The sequence below is a fragment of the Paenibacillus sp. WG02 genome, from assembly GCF_055396115.1.
Map to the genome: position 1 here is coordinate 2,317,137 of NZ_AP036016.1, position 17,961 is coordinate 2,335,097.

Here is a 17,961-nt window from a genome sequence, read left to right on the forward strand (position 1 = left end):
ATAAAGAAAAAAAGGAAAATTTTATCACTTATAAACATAAAAATCAAGATATATACAAACAAAAAGAGGCGATCCCCAAAAAATCGGAACGCCTTTTTGATGATGATTTCCTAATGTCCATGATAGCCTAGTTGAGCGGATAATTCTCTTGTTGTCGATAATACACTTTCAATAAATTTGTCGCGCATAGGGAGAACCCGGTCCGATGGACCGACGATACTGATCGACGCATTCACGGCGCCGTTCGATTCATAGATCGGTGCCGCAACTCCGGTAACCCCTTCGTTTTTGAGATTCGAACTTGTTTCATAACCATTCTTGCGAATTGCTTCAAGCCGCGCTTCAATTTCCGAAGGGCTACTCATCGAATTTGGGGTATACATCTCGATATGACCGCTAAGCACGCTTTTAATCAGGGAATTGTCTTGAAAAGCCAAAATGGCCCTGGAGGCCGTTGATGAGTAAAGTGGGAAACGGCGGAACATTTCGACGTTGAACCTGATCGGATGCGGCGAGTCTATTTTATATACATAAAACGCTTCGTGATTGTCCCGAACGCAGAGACTGACAAGTTCTTGCGTCGTGGACGCAAGTTTTTCCAGAAACGGCTGGGCGAAATCCGTTAAATTGTGATTGCGAAGTACATTATTACCAAGCTCCAGCAGCGTGTATCCAAGCGAGTATTGTTTATTAACAGGATTCCTCTTAATGAATCCTTCGCTTTCCAGCGTCATGAGCAGCTTGTGAACAGCGCCCTTTGAAATCTTGAGCTGCCGGCTCAATTCACTGACGCCTAGTTCTTTTTCCGAATCGAGAAAGCTTTTAAGCAGCCTGCAGCTGTTCTTGACGGAAGAAAGGTGATTGTCCATTACATTCATCGCTCCTTATTGGACATACGTTTGTGGAGCATAGTTTACCACAAACTTTTATTTTTTCCTAGATGTAGCGCAGTGTGTTGAATGAAAAAGAGAGAAAATGGGTAAAAATAATGGTTGCATGCAAATGTAGAATCATGATAGTATTTTTTTGTGGTTCACATATAGGAAATAATGTTCACAAATAGTGAACGATTTGATTTTAACGAGGAGGGTTCGTGGCGTTTCTTACTGGATGCGCTTCCAACACTGACAAATCAGCGAGAGGAACCGACACTCCGGTCAATAATACGAGGGAACAGGCAACTGCGGCAGTAGTTCCCGAAATGCAATTGGTCGTTGCTGGTAACAGATCGACCGTTGAACAGCTAAAATGAAAAAATCACGGTATGGGAGGACACAACGTAATGGAACAATCAACTATGCAAGAGACGACTCAAGAGAAAAAAGTGAAAAAAAGGAGATTTGCACAGCCTGACGCTTACGTTCTATTATTTTTTGTTGCATTGATCTGCGCTTTTGCTACCTACATTTTACCGGCGGGAGTCTTCAAGACGGTAAAAAAAGGAGATATCACCGTAACGGTTCCGGGAAGCTATCATGCCGTTGCTGCAAATCATACTAGTTTCGTAGACTTCTTTACCGCGATCCAAACCGGAATGGTTAAAGGCGCACCACTTATTTTCCTTATCCTTTTTACCAGCGGTGCTTTAGCTGTCATTGAAAAATCAGGCGCGATCGATGCGTTTCTGAAGTCGACGATTAATCGATTCAGTAATCGTCTACTGCTTTTAATCATCCCTGTAGGTTTGGTATTTTCTGTTTTAGGAACGACCGGGATTGTTGTCAATTCTGTCATTGCCTTTATTCCTTTAGGATTGGTCATTGCACGAGGATTAAAGCTGGATCCCGTTTTCGGTGTTGCACTTATTTATCTAGGAACCTATGCCGGATGGAATGTACCGGTGTTTGCCCCTCAAACGCTTGGGCTGTCCCAGCGTATAGCAGAACTTCCGCTTTTCTCAGGTATCGGTTACCGGATAGTTATATATGTAACGATTCTAGTTGTTACGCTTCTCTATATTTACTGGTATGCGCGCAAAATTCGAAAAGATCCAACGAAAAGTATCCTGGGTTCAGACTGGATTAGCGAGACGGCCAAAAGCGATGATGCTGGATTAGGCAGTAAAACAACCGTTACCCTGCAGCAAAAATTCATATTATCGTTTGCGGGATTATCCCTTTTGGCTTTTGTGATTTTCTCTCAGAAATTCAAATGGACGGAAAACGAAATGGCCGCTCTATTTATTTTTATTGCCATCGGTTGCGGTATGATCGCAAGAATGGGTGCAAATGAAATCGCTACCACGTTCATTCATGGCTGTAAACAAATGGTCTACGGAGCGCTAATTGTGGGCATGGCCAGAGCAGTGGGCATAATCCTGGATGATGCCAAAATTTTAGATACCATCATTAATGCGCTCGCGACAGTGTTAGCTCCGTTGTCCCCTATGAATGCTTCGATTGGAATGTTTTTCGGAAGTGCTGCTCTTCACTTCTTGATCTCTTCCGGATCAGGGGAATCTACAGTATTAATGCCTATTCTTGTTCCTTTGGCCGATTTGTTGCATATTACGCGCCAAGTAGCTGTCCAGGCGGTCATGTTTGGGGAAGGATTCGTTAATACCATCAACCCGACGTCCGGTGTAATGATGGGTGTACTCGCGACGAGTGGCATCTCCTATGGAAAATGGCTGAAATTCATGCTTCCATTAACGGCTGTTTGGTTTATTCTCGGAATTATTTTCATCATTGTCGGTGTGATGATGAACTGGGGACCTTTCTAATTACTAACAACAAGGGGACTTTACTAGATGGATAAAGTATTAGAATATTTAAAACAACACCAGGAAGAGATGCTGGAAGATCTAAAAACGCTTGTGCTGGCCGAATCGCCCACTCGTTCGAAAGAACGGGTAGATCAATGTGGATCAGAAATTCAAAAGCTGTTTAAGAGGCACCTTCGCCTTGATTCAGAAGTGATTCCTCAAGAGCATGCGGGAAACCATCTGCGGTTTAATTATGGAACTGGTGATGAGCAAATCTTAATCCTAGGGCATTTTGACACGGTTTGGGATGTGGGAAGGCTGTCCTACCGTGTGGAAGGAAACAGAGCATATGGACCGGGCATCTTGGATATGAAGGGGGGAATCATCCAAGCTCTGTGGGCGGTTAAAGCTTGCCGTGAGCTGGAGATTTCATTTAATAAGAGAATTGTTTTCTTATGCACCAGCGATGAAGAGGTTGGAAGCAGATCGTCCCGGGAACTGATCGAGCGGGAAGCTGTACAGAGCCGAGCTGTACTCGTTCCGGAACCGGCAGCGGCGCGGACAGGTGCACTGAAAACGTCCCGAAAGGGGGTTGGCAGATTTGGAATCAAGATCATGGGAAAGGCAGCTCATGCGGGGAATCATCATCAGGATGGAATCAGCGCGGTACAGGAAATGGCTCATCACATTTTATTCCTGCATTCACTCACCGACTATGCGTTGGGGACAACCCTAAATGTGGGTGTGGTACGAGGAGGCAGCACAGAAAATGTGGTAGCTGAACAGGCGGAACTGGGGGTGGATCTGCGAATCAGCCAAGCTAGTGAGGGAGAACGAATTTCGAAAATCATTTATGGGTTAAAGCCGCATTTGGAAGGTATCACCCTGCACGTTTCCGGTGGAGTCAACCGCCCGCCGATGGAAAGAACAGAGGGGAATGAAAAGTTGTTCAGTTTAGCGGCAGCATGCTCTTCTGAATTAGGGTTTTCCTTGACAGAGGAAGCCGCGGGTGGGGGGAGTGATGGGAATTTCACAACCGCTTTAGGCATTCCGACATTGGATGGGTTGGGCGCCGTGGGTGAAGGCATCCATGCTGAAAACGAGCATGTTGAAATCGACCAACTTCCTGTCAGGGCTGCACTGATGGCGGGCCTTCTTCGCAAACTGGCGAATAGCGATTTTACCTTAAACACATGATGTAATTATTTTAATTTAAGGAATATTTTTCTAATAATAACATGTAGTTTTAAAGCAATAGGAGGAAGCGATCATGTCATATAACAGTATCATTGTCCGTTTGGAACTGGATCACACCCAGGCCGACTTCGGGCAAGCAGCGGCGACGATCTCGAAAGCAGGGGGGGATATTACGTCCATCGACGTGATACGTTCTGGACCAGAATCGTCCGTTCGCGATATCACGATCCATGCAGCCGATTCGAAAGAAACGGAGATCGTTAGCGCGCTTAAGGCGATGGAAGGAATTAAAGTGATCAACGTATCCGATAGAACCTTCTTGGCTCACCTAGGCGGAAAAATCTCGATCCAGCCGAATCTTGCCATTAAGAACCGAGACGACCTGTCCCGCGTTTATACGCCAGGGGTTGCACGGGTGTGCACCTCGATTCATGAGCATCCGCATAAAGCGTATTCCTTGACGATTAAAAGAAATACTGTAGCCGTTGTGACGGATGGAACAGCCGTATTAGGGCTTGGTGACATCGGTCCGCATGCGGCAGTCCCCCGTCATGGAAGGAAAGGCCATGCTGTTCAAGCAGCTGGCGGATGTCGATGCGTTTCCGATCTGTCTTGATACCAAAGATACGGAAGAAATCATTCGAACGATTAAAGCGATCAGCCCGATCTTTGGAGGCATTAACCTTGAAGATATCAGCTCGCCGCGCTGCTTCGAGATCGAATCGCGCCTGGCAGACGAGCTGGAAATTCCGATTTTTCATGACGATCAACATGGTACTGCTATTGTTGTAACTGCGGGACTTATTAATGCGTTGAAAGTCGTAGGCAAACGAATGGAGCATATTCGTGTCGTCGTCAACGGCATCGGCGCTGCAGGCGTATCCATTTGTAAAATGCTGCTGGCAGCCGGCGTGAAAACGCTCATTCCGGTCGACCGGGATGGCGTCATTGTGCGGGGCGGCGAGTATGCCCACCCCATGTGGGCTTGGCTTGCCGAGCAGCCGCAGGTCGGCACGCAGTCGGGCAGCTTGCAGGAAGCAATCCGTGGAGCCGATGTGTTCATCGGCGTTTCCAGAGGCGGGCTGTTGACGGGAGAAGATGTGAAGAAGATGGCCGATAACAGCATCGTCTTTGCGATGGCTAATCCCCAGCCGGAGATTGCGCCTGAGGAAGCGCTTCCGCACGTGCGCGTCTTCGCTACGGGGCGGAGCGATTACCCAAACCAGATTAACAACGTACTCGTCTTCCCGGGCATATTCAGGGGGGCGTTGGATTGCCGAGCGCGTCAAATCAACGAACCGATGAAGCTAGCCGCAGCTCACGCTATCGCTACCGTTGTTTATGAAAAGGAATTGAACGAACATTACATTATTCCGAGCATCTTCAACGAGCAGGTTGTCGCCAAAGTTAGGAATGCCGTGATTGAAGCAGCTATTCTTACTGGCGTCGCCCTCCGGATTCCGCCAGATTTCAGGTAGTTGTGAAGGCGTGGCGGTTTAAGGTACAGCTGTAGGGTTGTGGTACAAAGATCTTAGATCCATACCTATATCATGTATGATAGCATGAAAAATATTTGATTCACATTCGAGGACTGGGGGAAGCACTACAATATTGGGTTAGAGCCATTTTCGAGCTAGCCGACACATGGATTATCCGAGCTGTACGCAATGGAACAGCGGGGGATATTCAAGGAGGAGAGACACGACACGGACGTTTCGATGTCTGCAACTTTGTTGGAATTGTAGGAAAAGACCAGTCGATCTTCATTTCATCTCTACGATCAGACAATGCAAGTCGCGGTGGGGATTCATGATTTTTATTTTTGCTGGCTGCTTGAGTCGGGTGAAACCTTCATCTCCCCAGTCAGTGTAGGCGGGTTCACAAAAGGCGGATTTGGAGACGCCAGCCGCAAGCTCCATAGTTACCAATTAAAGCACGTGCTTCGTAACAGCGGACAGCTCAGAAAAATTTTATATAACTCATGGGAAGCAACCTATCACGGTGTAAATGAAGAAAACCAGAAGCAGCTTGGCGTCAAATTCCTTTGAAGTTCCGTTTTCATACCGCTATGATGGGGACTCTCGGCATCGGAATGAATCTGAATCATATGACTGAACAGGAACTGGAAGAGGCGGCAGTTTACATTGCACAATATAAGTCTATACGCCCCATCGTTCAAGAAGGACACTGTTACCGTCTTTCCCCGCCTGAGGGATCGGATATAACTTCGATGCAGTATGTAGGCCTAGACGGGCAAGAGTCGGTTGTGTTTGTGTTCAGACATGCGAAGCATTTTGGACATCCCGCTCTTCCAGTACGTCTGCGCGGTCTTGATCCGCGCAAGAGGTTTCGAAACGAGGAAACCGGAGAAGTGCGTAGTGGACAAGGCTGGATGACGCGGGGGATTTCTCTTCATCTGACTGGAGATTACGATAGCGCTCTGATCCGATTGAGGAATTTGCCTTGATCCACAACAGCACGTATTTTATAAAATTAATTGTTTTGTGAGAATGTACGTGTGTCTAGTTAACAAATCAATCAAAAATGTTTCGGTATCAACGTAGTTATTCGATTCGATTCATTTCATCATAAAATAATTTGGGATTTTGAAAATTGCTCGTAGTCGTAATTATTTTCATGCGACTTTTTGCTAATGGCTTCCGCCAATAGTACACCACGGTTTTTATTAAATGGCAATCCTTTTATAACTGCAAGCTGACCGTAAGCTATCCGAATTCCCGTTACTTTAGTGAATGGTTCTAAAAAGTAGATGGGAATGTCAACTGGGGAATACCGCAAGAAGCACCATATCATATGTGGAAGTGAAGGAAGACGAATGTTGTATCTTAAAACGAAATAAAAGATAAATTTACCTCATTAAAAGTGCTTATCCTATCGATTAAAATTAATTAGTGAAGCGATTTAAAAATTGAAAGAGCGAAAAGTGATGTAATGCGATAACTCTTGCATTTTGGAAGGAGGATAACAAGGCAGGATCTGAGAAAATTCCTCTTGGCGGCTCACAAAAGTGTTTATAGCCAAAACAGCAAGCATGTTGAAGCTGAATAAGATCTGTTACGGTATTTATCAGATACAAAGCAGCTAAAGTCTTTCTTAGAAAAGTCGTCTGATATTATCCATTTTAGGACGTACTCCGGCTTAAAAAGAATGCTAATCCCACATTAAAAGGCTATTTATATTTGAGGTGTCAAATTATGCGATCATTACAGGATGACGAATTATTAATTTTTTTAAATATTGCGGTAAAACTAAAATTAGACACTCAATTTATTAAAAAGATTATACACGAAATTTATCGGAGGAAATTGAAAATCGAATTTTCGTTCAAAGAAGAAAAATACAAATATCAGGCTAACTTCGAAGAACTAAGCGAGGCCAAGATCGATCAGTGCTCATACCTTATCAAGAAGGCGCTCGGCATTATGAGCTTAAGATTCATGGAGGATGTCACCCTCTCCGAAATTGCCCAGAATGTATGTGTCACTCCGAGCTATTTAAGCCGCCTATTTCGGCAGGTGACGGGTAAGTCCTTCAGTGACAATCTTTTCGATCTGCGGATGGAGAAGGCTACTGAACTGCTGAAGTCAAGCACATTGAAAATCTATCAAATCGGCGAATCCGTAGGCTATCCGAATTCCCGTTAATTTAGTGAATGGTTCCAGAAGCAGATTGGAATGTCACCTGGGGAATATCGCAAGAAGCACCATATCATAAAATAATTACTTTAGGACTGCCGTTGATAGAAATTCTTGATGAAAAAGAATTAACTGCATTAATTGCCACGAGTTAGCTCATGGTATCAATGGGAATCAAAATAGGAATTACCCAGATAGGTGTTTCCGTCTAATGCATTTTCTATAATAAAATGGAAACGCTTTCAATGAGGGCGATATAATTGATCCTTACGAGGACAAGTCAAATTAGGAGAAGAACGGTGGTGAGACACCGTTTACTTGAACCGTCCTACGTGAGCGATGGATCATCCACGCATATTACCGCATATCATTATCGTAAGATTATTCATAGACAAACTGTGATAGTCGCTGGTAAAGGGGATGTTAAATCGTGAAGTATATAGGAAGGATTGGATTGCTAATACTAGCATTCCTTAATTGGATATTAATAATCATCCATTCTTATCAGTTTCTTGGGAAAGTGGACAACATCTATATGATCTGTGCATTAGCTAACATAGTATTGGGTTGGTTCCTTGGCAAGCACTATGATATAGCGATTCTTTATTACGAGAAAGACTATCTCACCCAGGAATACACTCAAAGATATGGATTAAAAACATTATCTTCACTTTTGGCGAAGATGGAGCAGAAAAATAAGGAATTAAGTTTATTTGTAGTTGACGTGGATAAGTTTAAACAAATTAACGATACATTTGGGCACGATAAGGGGGATAAGGTTTTAAAATGTATAGCTACATTGTTGGAAAATTGTACTAGAAAAACGGATTTTGTAACTCGCTGGGGTGGTGATGAATTTCTTATTGTTGCCCCGGATATGGATATTAATGATTCATTTACTTTTTTTAATAGAATTGAAAATCAAATACAGGAAGTATCAATGATATTAAATTTAGAAATCACTCTATCAATAGGTGTTTCTAATTACCCTGACGATGCGATAAACATAGATGAATTAATAAGAATTGCAGATAAAAACATGTATCTAGCTAAATTTAAAAAGTCGTTCCACCAAAACCATATCTAATGTGTTAATGGACTTTATTTGGTGGAACTTATCCTTGAGAGAACGTTTAGACAACAATGAAGCTTTCCGCCATGTTGGATGACGAGTGGATTACTCACCGATGAAAGCAGTGGAATTAGTTTCAAATTGGTATTCCTTATCAACCAATTTTGGGGGGATCTCAACTGGATAAGCTCTCTAAAATCATAAATGCCATAGAAGCGAAAAGAGAGGAAATGGTCATTGTAGGAATGATCTTTGGATTAAAATCAGAGGTTGTATTGAGTAAGTCTAAGGAACTTGATGATTTATTAAATCGATTTGATTCGTTGAAAAAGGCGCATCACAGATGAATGTGAGGTAAGCATAATGACTAATGCGGAATGCAGAGCGATAATTATAGACGATGAAGCATGGATTCGGGAAGGGTTAAGCGAACATATGGTTGTGGTGCAAAGCTCTAATTCATGATAACGTAATTGATAATGAAGTCATGGGATGGAGCAACTTGTTTTGGAAACGAAATTGGATTTATTTAAATGGAAGCAATATGAATCGGCAATCATTTTACTAACGGTGAGATGGTATTTGAAATATAGTTTAAGCTATCGAGATATAGTTGAAATGATGAGTGATCGAGGATTAAGGATATCCCATACGACGATCATGAGATGGGTCCATGAATTTGGACCCGAAATCGACAAACGAATCCGCCCCTTTTTGAAACCTACAAACGACTCGTGGAGGACTGACGAAACCTACATCAAAGTTAAAGGTCAGTGGAAGTATTTATATAGAGCCGTTGATTCTATGGGGAAAACCATTGATTTCATGTTATTTGAAAATCGGGATATGCCGACAGCTAAGCGCTTCTTTACAAAGACTTTGTCCTCTCCACATACACAAATCCCACGTGTAATCACCTTGGATAAATATCCAGCCTATCCACCAGCCATACAAGAATTAATAAATGAGAAATCCTTACCAAAAGAAACCTTGATTAGACAGACAAAGTATCTAAACAAAATTGTGGAGCGACATCATCGATTCATAAAGAAAATTACAAAACCGATGCTTGGTTTTAAGCGTTTCTAACTGCAGAACAGACATTGAAGGGAATCGAGGCCATGCATATGATTAGGAAAGGGCAGGCTGTTGATAATTCGTCTGCCCTCTCAGCTGTTGAATGGGTCAATAAAATATTTGGTCTAGCGGCATAGTTAACGTACAATTTGTCGGGTAGTTGCTATCTTTTCTGAATTTTGCACCACAACCTATATTGAAACCGGACGGACGTCATCTGTGCAATATTTGGCAAGGAAAGTTCTCTAAGGGGAGGTTCGTACTTGTGCCAAGATTCCTATTGTAATCGATATTGTGTGGCAGCTCGGAGTAAGAATACAACTGACAGTTCTGCGGGAAATATAGGTTTTCGTTGTGCTGCTGATACTTAATTACACTTTTATGTCGCGAAGAGCGGCTAAATCCGACTTGGTTCAATGGCGTTCACTCTCAGGGTGAGCGCCTATTTTACGTTGCTTCGTGTTCACAACCTCAAAAAATTCGACAATACAGGGGAAGATCTCGAGGATTTAATCTCGATCGGGACGATCGGATTGATCAAAGCCATCGAGTCGTTCTCGCCGAACAAAGGGACCAAGCTCGCGACGTTTGCGGCTCGCTGTATCGAGAACGAAATACTTATGCATCTTCGCTCATTGAAGAAAACGCGCAAAGATGTTTCCTTGCATGATCCCATCGGAACGGACAAAGAGGGGAACGAAATTACGTTGATCGATATTCTCGGCACGGAGGCCGATGATGTCGTGGATAAGGTTCAGCTTAAGATAGAGAAGAGCAAAATATATCGGAACTTAGAGATTTTGGACGACCGGGAGAAGGAAGTCGTGGTTGGGCGGTTTGGGCTGGAGCTTGGCGGGGAAGAACGGACGCAGCGGGAGATTGCGAAGGAGCTCGGCATCAGCCGGTCTTATGTGTCGCGGATTGAGAAGCGGGCGCTGATGAAGCTTTATCATGAGTTTTATAAGGCGAAGCGGTAAGTCGTTAGGTTGGAGTATCGTATTCTTCATTTATTTGGTTTCAAATAATGGGGGGCGAAGACAATGACAGCCTTAATCCAAATTGAGCATGTGAGTAAATTTTACTATATGGGCGGGGAGACAATCCGCGCCCTAGATGACATTTCGCTGGATATTGTGCAGGGCGAATTTGTCGCTATTATGGGTCCGTCAGGCTCGGGCAAGTCCACGCTGATGAACATCATCGGCTGTTTGGACGTTTCGGATGAAGGCCTATATGTGCTAGATGGAAAGCAGATTCACGCGCTGAAAGACACACAACTGGCTGAGATTCGGAATCGGAAGATCGGATTTGTTTTTCAGAATTTTAACCTATTGCCGAGATTAAATGCTTATGAAAATGTGGAGTTACCGTTGATTTATCGCGGATTATCGAGGAAGGAGCGAGAGCCGCTCGTATTCCAGGCGTTGGAAGCGGTTGATTTACTGGATCGTCGAAAGCATTTTCCATCGGAGCTGTCTGGTGGACAGCAGCAACGTGTTGCGATTGCGCGAACGTTGGCAGGCGATCCACCGATCATTTTGGCGGATGAGCCGACAGGTGCGTTAGATTCGAAGACGGGCGTGGAGATTATGGATATTTTCAGGCGGTTGAATGAGCAGGGGCGGACGATTATAGTGATCACGCATGACCGCCAGGTCGCGGAGCAGGCGAAGCGGATTGTTAGGTTTCGGGATGGACGGTTAATTTATTAATATAAAGAATATTGGCCTTACGATAAAAATCGTAGGGCTTTAATCATTTATTAATATGATGAGTAAACTATCTATTTCTGGATTTTGTTTTATGACTGGCATCGTTGATTACTAAAGTGAATTTTATCATCACAATAATGAAATTTTGCAGGTATAATACTGAAGGTTGTGGTGCAAAGTGATCAAGGAAAATAAAGATCGTTAGTGGAAAATAAAGTCCGTTAGTGAAAGTTTACATTTGTAAACTTTCACTATTTTTGCTTTTAGGGGTTGTTAATTGATTAATTTAGGTTATGTCATGGCCATTCATCATTTATTATTATTGATTGTTTGTAAGTAAAGCATAGCTCTAAGTAAGCTAATTCGAGCTTTTCACTAGCGGGCAGGAAGGAGTGGCATCTTGGAATTATAATGGAGAAACAGTTTTTATTCGTTATTCAAGGGGTCTTATATTGGCTCTTTTTCATCCTTGCGGCGATGAACCTCAATACATAGAAAAGTTAAAGTCTATATCAAATAAATTAAATGCTCAACTCGTTGCCGCATAGAGGATCGGTTGGAACGGAAGAGTATTACAGAATACGAAGAGTAAAACAACGAAAGGAAAGGGTATGTGGTGGGATCGCTAGCCTTTTTTCTTACAAGCCGGCACACAGACGGATGAGGAAAGGCGATTACCTATGTAAGATTTTTTGTCGTTCTACTCCTTTTTACACTGGGAAGGGCTGTAATATTTAAACAGCTTAAACGTACGCGTGAAGTAGTTGATGCTGTTAAAGCCGACGAGCTCGGCGGCCTCGGTAACGGAGACGCCTTCCGTGCGCAGCAGCTTTTCAGCCTCGTTGACACGGTACAAATTGACGTATTCAACGAAGGTGCGTCCGGTTAATTTTTTGAAGGTTTTACAAAAATGGTGGAGACTCATGTTGGTTAGTTGCGCGGCTTCCTCCAGCGAAATAGGGCGCCTATACTCCTCCCGAACGAAGGCGAACAGTTTCTCAAAATGCCTCGCATGCAGCATGGACAGATTCGCACGCACTTCGATGCGCGGAGCGCCGATGTAGTCCAGGCGCAGGGCAGCTGCGATCAGAAGCTGCAAGTTTGAGCGGATGATGAGCTCGTAGCCCGGGAGTTTTTGCTCAAACTCATCGATCAGCCGATGAATAATTGAAGCAAAGGCCGAGTAGGCCCCGTCCTCTGGACGCAAATGCAAAGGAAAGCGCTTACGGCCCTCCATAAAAGGCATGACCATTGGCCCGTACAGCGGATCACCGGAGTCGGCGCCGAGCAATGATTTATTAAAGACGATGGCATAGTAATCCACGTCCATATTGCTGACAGCATAGCCCGAATGCAGCTCACCGGAATGGACAAACAAGATGTCGCCGAGTGAAGTGCTATTAGAGATGCCCCCGATATCGAAAACGGCGTCGCCTTTGACGACATAGATGATTTCTATATGCTCGTGCCAGTGAGGATACAGGACGCGTTCGCCAGAGCTTAAGTTGTGAAAAACATTGATCGGGAAATGCTTCCCCGGCATTCGGGTATTTTCTTTTAACTCTTTTAAGGCCGTCACGAGCATCCCTCCACTTCATCGCAAAATCGTGCAAATTTATCACATGATTCTGCGTAGCGAAATTGCTGATTATTCTATTATGCTAAGTATATAACAGACGCATCCGAGTAGGCTATCCCCCTATTAAAGGTGCAAATCCGTTCAAGGAGAGTAGATACAATGGAGAACATTCGCATTGGAACACTTGTGCAAGGGAAAACGGCGGTCCAAGTCATCCCGCAAATCGTCAAGCACGGCTTTGAGAGCTTTCAATTGTCATTTTGGCAGACGACAGGTTCGGTGGATCTGAAAGAGCAGGCAGCACAAATTCGTGACATGATGGGTCAATACGGTACCGTGATTTCGAGTGTATCAATTTTCGGCAATCCGCTTACCGGACATGACGGAAACAAGGACACATTGGTGAGCTGGGAACGCTTGATTGACCATGCAAGGGATTTTGGCGCGGAGATGGTCACCGGTTTTACGGGACGTTTGACAGATCAATCGATTCCAGATTCGATTCCGCGGTTCAAAGAAGTGTTCGGCGAACTGGCGCGTCGTGCGGAAGCGAATGGCGTGAAGCTTGCCTTTGAGAACTGCACGATGGGCGGGAATTGGCACAAAGGGGATTGGAATATCGCACATAATCCAGCCGCCTGGGAGCTGATGTTTGATGCGCTGCCATTTGACCATATTGGCTTGGAATGGGAGCCGACGCACCAAATGACACAGCTGATTGATCCGATTCCACAGCTTCGCAAGTGGGCGAATAAAATTTTACACATCCATGGCAAAGATGCGACCATCGCTTGGGATGTGATCAAGGAGCATGGCATTGGCGGCCCACAACCGTATATTTGGCATCGGACGCCAGGTTTTGGGGATTCGAACTGGACGGACATCATTACGATTTTGCGTCAGAACGGTTACAAAAGCACGATTGATATTGAAGGCTGGCATGATCCAGTCTATTGCAATGAATGGGAAATGACCGGTCAGGTGCATGCGCTGAATTATTTGAAAACATGCCGCGGGGGAACGTTTGTTCCAAATCCCGTCATTGAATAGGACGCAGGAGGAATAAGGATGACGACTTACAAAATTGTCCAAGCAGGCTGTGGTGCTATGGCCAGTGCGTGGATTAAATATGCCTTAGAGCGCGAAGACTCGGAAATTGTAGCCTTTGTTGATTTGTACGAAGCAGCAGCAGTCAAAATGAATGAAAAGCACGGGCTGTCTGTCCCGTGGTTCGCGAGTGTGGAAGAAGCGATTAGGCAAACAGGCGCGAATCTGGTCTTTGACGTTACGATTCCGTCTGCGCATAAGACAGTTGCAACAGCTGCGTTAGAGGGCGGCTGCCACCTGATGAGCGAGAAGCCAATGGCAGCATCGATGGAAGATGCGGAACAGCTCGCCGAGCTTGCGGCGACGAAGCCTGAGCTACATTACAGTATCATGCAGAACCGCCGTTTCTTGAAAGACATCCGCGCGCTTCGCGAGTTGATCGGCAGCGGCGCGATTGGCAAACCGAACTTTGTGACGGCCGACTTTTTTATCGGCGCGCACTTCGGCGGTTTCCGCGATGCGATGGAGAGCCCGCTGATTATGGATATGGCGATTCACACGTTCGACCAGGCTCGTTTAATTATTGGGGCGAATCCCGTGTCCGTCTATTGCCATGAGTTCAATCCAGAAGGCTCATGGTATGCTGGCAATGCCGCTGCTGTGTGCATTTTCGAATTCGATAACGGCGCGGTCTTTACGTATAACGGATGCTGGTGCTCCGAAGGGCTGCGTACAACATGGGAAGCGGAATGGCGCATCGCTGGAAGTCAGGGCACAGCCAGTTGGAAAGATGCTCCCCCATTTGCAGAAGTAGTGTCACCAGCGCAGGAAGCGAAGTTCCAGTACGAATATGACCGGATCGAAGCGCCTTACAATTGGCACGGCCGAGAAGGACATAACGGCTGCTTGGACGAAATGTTCCAAGCCATTCAGGAGGGGCGTCTGGCTGAAACGAGCTATGCCGATAATATTTATAGCACCGCAATGGTGTTCGGCGCGATTCAAAGCGCGAAAGAGCAGCGGAAAGTGATGCTGCGACGTCCTTGATCACATGAGAAAATATAAGTTTCTGGCTTCCGAAAAAAGCTGTTGGAGATAATTGACAAAAAACAAACAAGGAGCCTTGTTTGTTTTTTGTATCGGGGGACGACGACACCAATGGTGTCGGGTGACAAGAACATAGTCCCATTAATTGCCGCGTAAAACGCGGTCTTTTTATTTTATGGGATCAAGTTCTTGTCACGAGCCAATGACAAGAACTTGATCCCATTCCCGATTTTGACAAGAACTTGATCTCATTCCCGACGGCTCAGGTCTGAGACTTTTTTGTTGGCCAATGGATCGACTACCTTTTCTCAACGAGCAGTTTACGCTAATGAGCCAAAGGATAAGAAGGATTAAAAAGGGCACATTCGAGTGAAGAGACATGGTTTTACAGCGCTATGACATTAAACAGTTCTGGTGCAAGAATTTAAAAAAACCAGACTACCGTTCGGTCTATCTAATTTCTATGCGATTAGACCGAATAACTGATGAATGAGTTGAACGACAAAAAGGGGCGACGAATGATTACATTCGACTTGCCCTTTTTTGATCATATGCATTGCTTCAATTCCTTGAATCGTTTGCTCTGCTGTCAGAAATGATTTAAATCCAAGCATTGGGTTCGTTCGTTTTTTGATGAAACGATGATCCTGTTCTATGATGTTATTGAGATATTTGGTCTGTCTAATCTGTGTTTCATGTGGCAGTTTATTATTATTCTTTAGATTTTCAATAGCCACTGGATAAGCAGGGTTCTTATCTACCGTAATCACCCTTGGAATATGTGCATGATTCGAGGATAAAGCTTTCTCAAAAAATCGTTGCGCGGCTTTCGTATCCCGCTTTTCACTTAACCTAAAATCAATGGTTTTACCCATTGAATCCACTGCACGATAAAGGTACGTCCATTTACCTTTTATTTTGATATAGGTTTCATCACATCGCCATGAATCGTTTACTCGTTTGAGATGAGGACGAACTTTTTTTGCTATTTCAGGAGCAAATTGATGTACCCATCTCATGATTGTTGTATGAGAAATCGAGATGCCTCGTTCGGACATCATTTCTACCAGGTCCCGATAACTTAAACGATATTGAAGATACCATCTCACCGTTAACAATATGATTTCGACATCGAAATGTTTCCATTTGAATAGATTTGTTGTTGACTTCATCTAATGATTCCTTTACTTTCCCTTGTTTTCTCCCTATGTTACCACACGATTTCGTCTTTGCACCAGAACCGAAATGTGTGATATCTTCCATGGTGTAGTCGCCTTGTTTGAGCAGCTCTTGGGCATGCTGAATGCGCAAATGTAAAAAATACTGATGGGGAGAAACACCGAATTTTTCTTTGAATAGAGCAGAAAACCTAGAAGGCGAGAGTCGTGCTCTCTTTGCCATATCATCAAGTGATAACGATTCCGAAAGATGGTTAAAAAAGTACGAAGTGATCCAGTTCAAAGATTGTGGCTTTAAAGATTTATTCCGGGGGAGTAATCCCCCGTCTTACGTACGCCCAGCATGGGCGCTATCTCTAGGGTTCAAGTCCCGAATGGTGAAGGCAGTAGTAGCCATAGCTTAAGACAAGACCCTCTATGTCAACACGGAATATATGTTCGGTTTTGTAGTTGAGAGTATCCTGTATTGTGTTCATGGTAAATATTATGCCGTTTTTTGGAAATGCCGTGTTTGTGACTTTATAAATGTCGCGGAGTCGTACTTATTTTCTTTTTTCCACAATGCAAAAATAATACGAACCCAGTTATTTTCCCCTAGCAGATCGGTTTCGCCGAAACGGAAACGATCTGGGAATGAAAGAATTCCAGCAAGCTATTTTATTCCTGCCTCATGGAATGGTGCTTCGGCTTGAATTCGGACGGAGATTGACCGGTCCAGCGCCGGAATTGCCGCGAGAAATGGCTTGCGGAGTGGAATCCGAGCTTCTCGGCGATGTCGGTCATCGGCAAATTCGTCGTGACGAGGAGCTCCTTCGCCATGTTCAGCTTATGGCGGCTGACGTATTGTCTCGGCGACAAGCCATATACTTTGGAAAAGAGCTTGCTGCATTGGCTGCGGCTCAAGTTTAGCTCTTTGGCGACGCTTGAAACCGACGCCTCCTCGTTCAGCCCGAGCGACAGCTTCTCTTCCATCGCGTGCGCGACATCGGCCGCAAATAGCGAAGTGTCCCCGTCGGATGCGGATGCTGGCTTGAGCGGCACGGCGTGTTCCCGCACTAATGCTAGCACGTCATGGACGATCAGCAGCGTATAGGACTGCAGCAGCAGCTTGTCCTCGAAGCGCAGAGTCTGCTGCGGAACTGCTAGCACTTCCTCCGATTGATTGCGCCGCATGATCGCCTCGAGCTCACCTACATAGAAGCGGAGCTTGCTTTGCTGCGCCTCCTGGCGGCGAATATGCCGATAGGGTGTGGCGGCAAGCAAGCTACGAATTTCCGTATCGTCGAGATCGAAATGCACATTGAAGTAGCCGTACGGTACGGCAGCCAGGTTCGAAGACTGGTGCCGTACGCCGGATTTGATGAGCAGCCAGTCGCCCTCCCTCATCGTGATCGACTCGCGGTTCATTTCTTGCACGACTTCGCCATCCATGCAGCAAAGCAGCTCAAACAGATGGTGATGATGACGCGGGTAGGTCCAGCCCGAAGGCTGCAAGCCGAAATGGCAGCCAACGATCTGCAATGTATTGATCACATTCGGGAAAAAATAATAATCATCCATGTTTTTTTCCTTTCGTTTATACATCATAGTTCCATGATATCATCGATTTGGCACATTTGGTATAGAAAATACTCATTTTGGAGATTGAAGTTCCGGTCTATTTTCAGCGATGATAGGAATAGACAAGATTAA

The 17,961-nt window shown here is 44.8% G+C and carries 16 protein-coding genes and 5 pseudogenes; 16 read left to right on the forward strand and 5 right to left on the reverse strand.

The features are described from left to right. Positions 1 to 110: 110 nt before the first annotated feature. Positions 111 to 869 carry an IclR family transcriptional regulator gene (locus tag ACBP55_RS10540; protein WP_464651351.1) on the reverse strand — a complete coding sequence of 253 codons (759 nt, stop codon included), beginning with the start codon at positions 867 to 869 and terminating at the stop codon, positions 111 to 113. Positions 870 to 1,093: 224 nt separating this feature from the next. Here ACBP55_RS10540 and ACBP55_RS10545 point away from each other — a divergent pair, with 224 nt between their 5' ends. The 14 genes and pseudogenes from ACBP55_RS10545 to ACBP55_RS10610 all read left to right on the forward strand — a co-directional run bounded on the left by ACBP55_RS10545 (position 1,094) and on the right by ACBP55_RS10610 (position 11,418). Next, the gene (locus ACBP55_RS10545; RefSeq protein WP_464651353.1) at positions 1,094 to 1,252 is read left to right on the forward strand and encodes a hypothetical protein; all 159 of its coding nucleotides are present in this window, start codon (positions 1,094 to 1,096) and stop codon (positions 1,250 to 1,252) included. Positions 1,253 to 1,282: 30 nt separating this feature from the next. Next, on the forward strand, positions 1,283 to 2,722 hold the full coding sequence (locus ACBP55_RS10550) for a YfcC family protein (RefSeq protein WP_464651354.1): 1,440 nt from the start codon (positions 1,283 to 1,285) through the stop codon (positions 2,720 to 2,722). A gap of 27 nt (positions 2,723 to 2,749) precedes the next feature. Continuing rightward, positions 2,750 to 3,901 carry a M20 family metallopeptidase gene (locus ACBP55_RS10555; RefSeq protein WP_464651356.1) on the forward strand — a complete coding sequence of 384 codons (1,152 nt, stop codon included), beginning with the start codon at positions 2,750 to 2,752 and terminating at the stop codon, positions 3,899 to 3,901. A 73-nt stretch (positions 3,902 to 3,974) separates the two neighbouring features. Continuing rightward, positions 3,975 to 5,379: pseudogene (locus ACBP55_RS10560) on the forward strand (NAD-dependent malic enzyme). Positions 5,380 to 5,688: 309 nt separating this feature from the next. Next, positions 5,689 to 5,949: an alpha-galactosidase gene (locus tag ACBP55_RS10565; RefSeq protein WP_464651357.1), complete on the forward strand. Its 261-nt coding sequence runs from the start codon at positions 5,689 to 5,691 to the stop codon at positions 5,947 to 5,949. Beyond that, positions 5,946 to 6,368 carry a GH36 C-terminal domain-containing protein gene (locus ACBP55_RS10570; RefSeq protein ID WP_464651359.1) on the forward strand — a complete coding sequence of 141 codons (423 nt, stop codon included), beginning with the start codon at positions 5,946 to 5,948 and terminating at the stop codon, positions 6,366 to 6,368. Before ACBP55_RS10565 ends, ACBP55_RS10570 begins: the two co-directional genes overlap by 4 nt. 748 nt (positions 6,369 to 7,116) lie before the next feature. Then, positions 7,117 to 7,227, forward strand: a pseudogene (gene sda / locus ACBP55_RS10575) (sporulation histidine kinase inhibitor Sda); the annotation flags it as partial. Beyond that, positions 7,228 to 7,566 carry a helix-turn-helix domain-containing protein gene (locus tag ACBP55_RS10580; protein ID WP_464653283.1) on the forward strand — a complete coding sequence of 113 codons (339 nt, stop codon included), beginning with the start codon at positions 7,228 to 7,230 and terminating at the stop codon, positions 7,564 to 7,566. Positions 7,567 to 7,987: 421 nt separating this feature from the next. Continuing rightward, the gene (locus tag ACBP55_RS10585) at positions 7,988 to 8,644 is read left to right on the forward strand and encodes a GGDEF domain-containing protein (protein ID WP_464651361.1); all 657 of its coding nucleotides are present in this window, start codon (positions 7,988 to 7,990) and stop codon (positions 8,642 to 8,644) included. A 149-nt stretch (positions 8,645 to 8,793) separates the two neighbouring features. Further along, positions 8,794 to 8,976 carry an aspartyl-phosphate phosphatase Spo0E family protein gene (locus tag ACBP55_RS10590; RefSeq protein WP_464651362.1) on the forward strand — a complete coding sequence of 61 codons (183 nt, stop codon included), beginning with the start codon at positions 8,794 to 8,796 and terminating at the stop codon, positions 8,974 to 8,976. A 145-nt stretch (positions 8,977 to 9,121) separates the two neighbouring features. Next, positions 9,122 to 9,843 (forward strand): annotated as a pseudogene (locus ACBP55_RS10595) (IS6 family transposase). A 105-nt stretch (positions 9,844 to 9,948) separates the two neighbouring features. Continuing rightward, positions 9,949 to 10,077, forward strand: a pseudogene (locus tag ACBP55_RS10600) (SUMF1/EgtB/PvdO family nonheme iron enzyme); the annotation flags it as partial. A gap of 63 nt (positions 10,078 to 10,140) precedes the next feature. Beyond that, a complete protein-coding gene (gene sigK, locus ACBP55_RS10605; RefSeq protein ID WP_464651363.1) occupies positions 10,141 to 10,683 on the forward strand; it encodes an RNA polymerase sporulation sigma factor SigK in 543 nt (180 codons plus the stop codon). Positions 10,684 to 10,746: 63 nt separating this feature from the next. Continuing rightward, on the forward strand, positions 10,747 to 11,418 hold the full coding sequence (locus ACBP55_RS10610) for an ABC transporter ATP-binding protein (protein ID WP_464651365.1): 672 nt from the start codon (positions 10,747 to 10,749) through the stop codon (positions 11,416 to 11,418). A gap of 700 nt (positions 11,419 to 12,118) precedes the next feature. Here the strand turns inward: ACBP55_RS10610 and ACBP55_RS10615 are convergent. Then, a complete protein-coding gene (locus ACBP55_RS10615; protein ID WP_464651367.1) occupies positions 12,119 to 12,997 on the reverse strand; it encodes an AraC family transcriptional regulator in 879 nt (292 codons plus the stop codon). A gap of 159 nt (positions 12,998 to 13,156) precedes the next feature. Between ACBP55_RS10615 and ACBP55_RS10620 the strand changes: the two genes are divergently transcribed. Both ACBP55_RS10620 and ACBP55_RS10625 read left to right on the forward strand, forming a co-directional pair. Then, the gene (locus ACBP55_RS10620) at positions 13,157 to 14,047 is read left to right on the forward strand and encodes a sugar phosphate isomerase/epimerase family protein (protein WP_464651368.1); all 891 of its coding nucleotides are present in this window, start codon (positions 13,157 to 13,159) and stop codon (positions 14,045 to 14,047) included. Between the two features lie 18 nt (positions 14,048 to 14,065). Then, positions 14,066 to 15,091 (forward strand): Gfo/Idh/MocA family protein, encoded by a 1,026-nt coding sequence (locus ACBP55_RS10625; protein ID WP_464651369.1) that lies wholly within the window; start codon positions 14,066 to 14,068, stop codon positions 15,089 to 15,091. 461 nt (positions 15,092 to 15,552) lie between these two features. On the opposite strand, the gene ACBP55_RS10630 is transcribed toward ACBP55_RS10625, so the two are convergent. From ACBP55_RS10630 to ACBP55_RS10640, 3 genes and pseudogenes are all read right to left on the reverse strand, one after another. Next, on the reverse strand, positions 15,553 to 16,263 hold the full coding sequence (locus ACBP55_RS10630) for an IS6 family transposase (protein ID WP_464651371.1): 711 nt from the start codon (positions 16,261 to 16,263) through the stop codon (positions 15,553 to 15,555). A gap of 88 nt (positions 16,264 to 16,351) precedes the next feature. After that, a pseudogene (locus ACBP55_RS10635) lies at positions 16,352 to 16,552 on the reverse strand (helix-turn-helix domain-containing protein); the annotation flags it as partial. 374 nt (positions 16,553 to 16,926) lie between these two features. Beyond that, on the reverse strand, positions 16,927 to 17,829 hold the full coding sequence (locus ACBP55_RS10640; protein ID WP_464651372.1) for an AraC family transcriptional regulator: 903 nt from the start codon (positions 17,827 to 17,829) through the stop codon (positions 16,927 to 16,929). Positions 17,830 to 17,961: the final 132 nt, after the last annotated feature.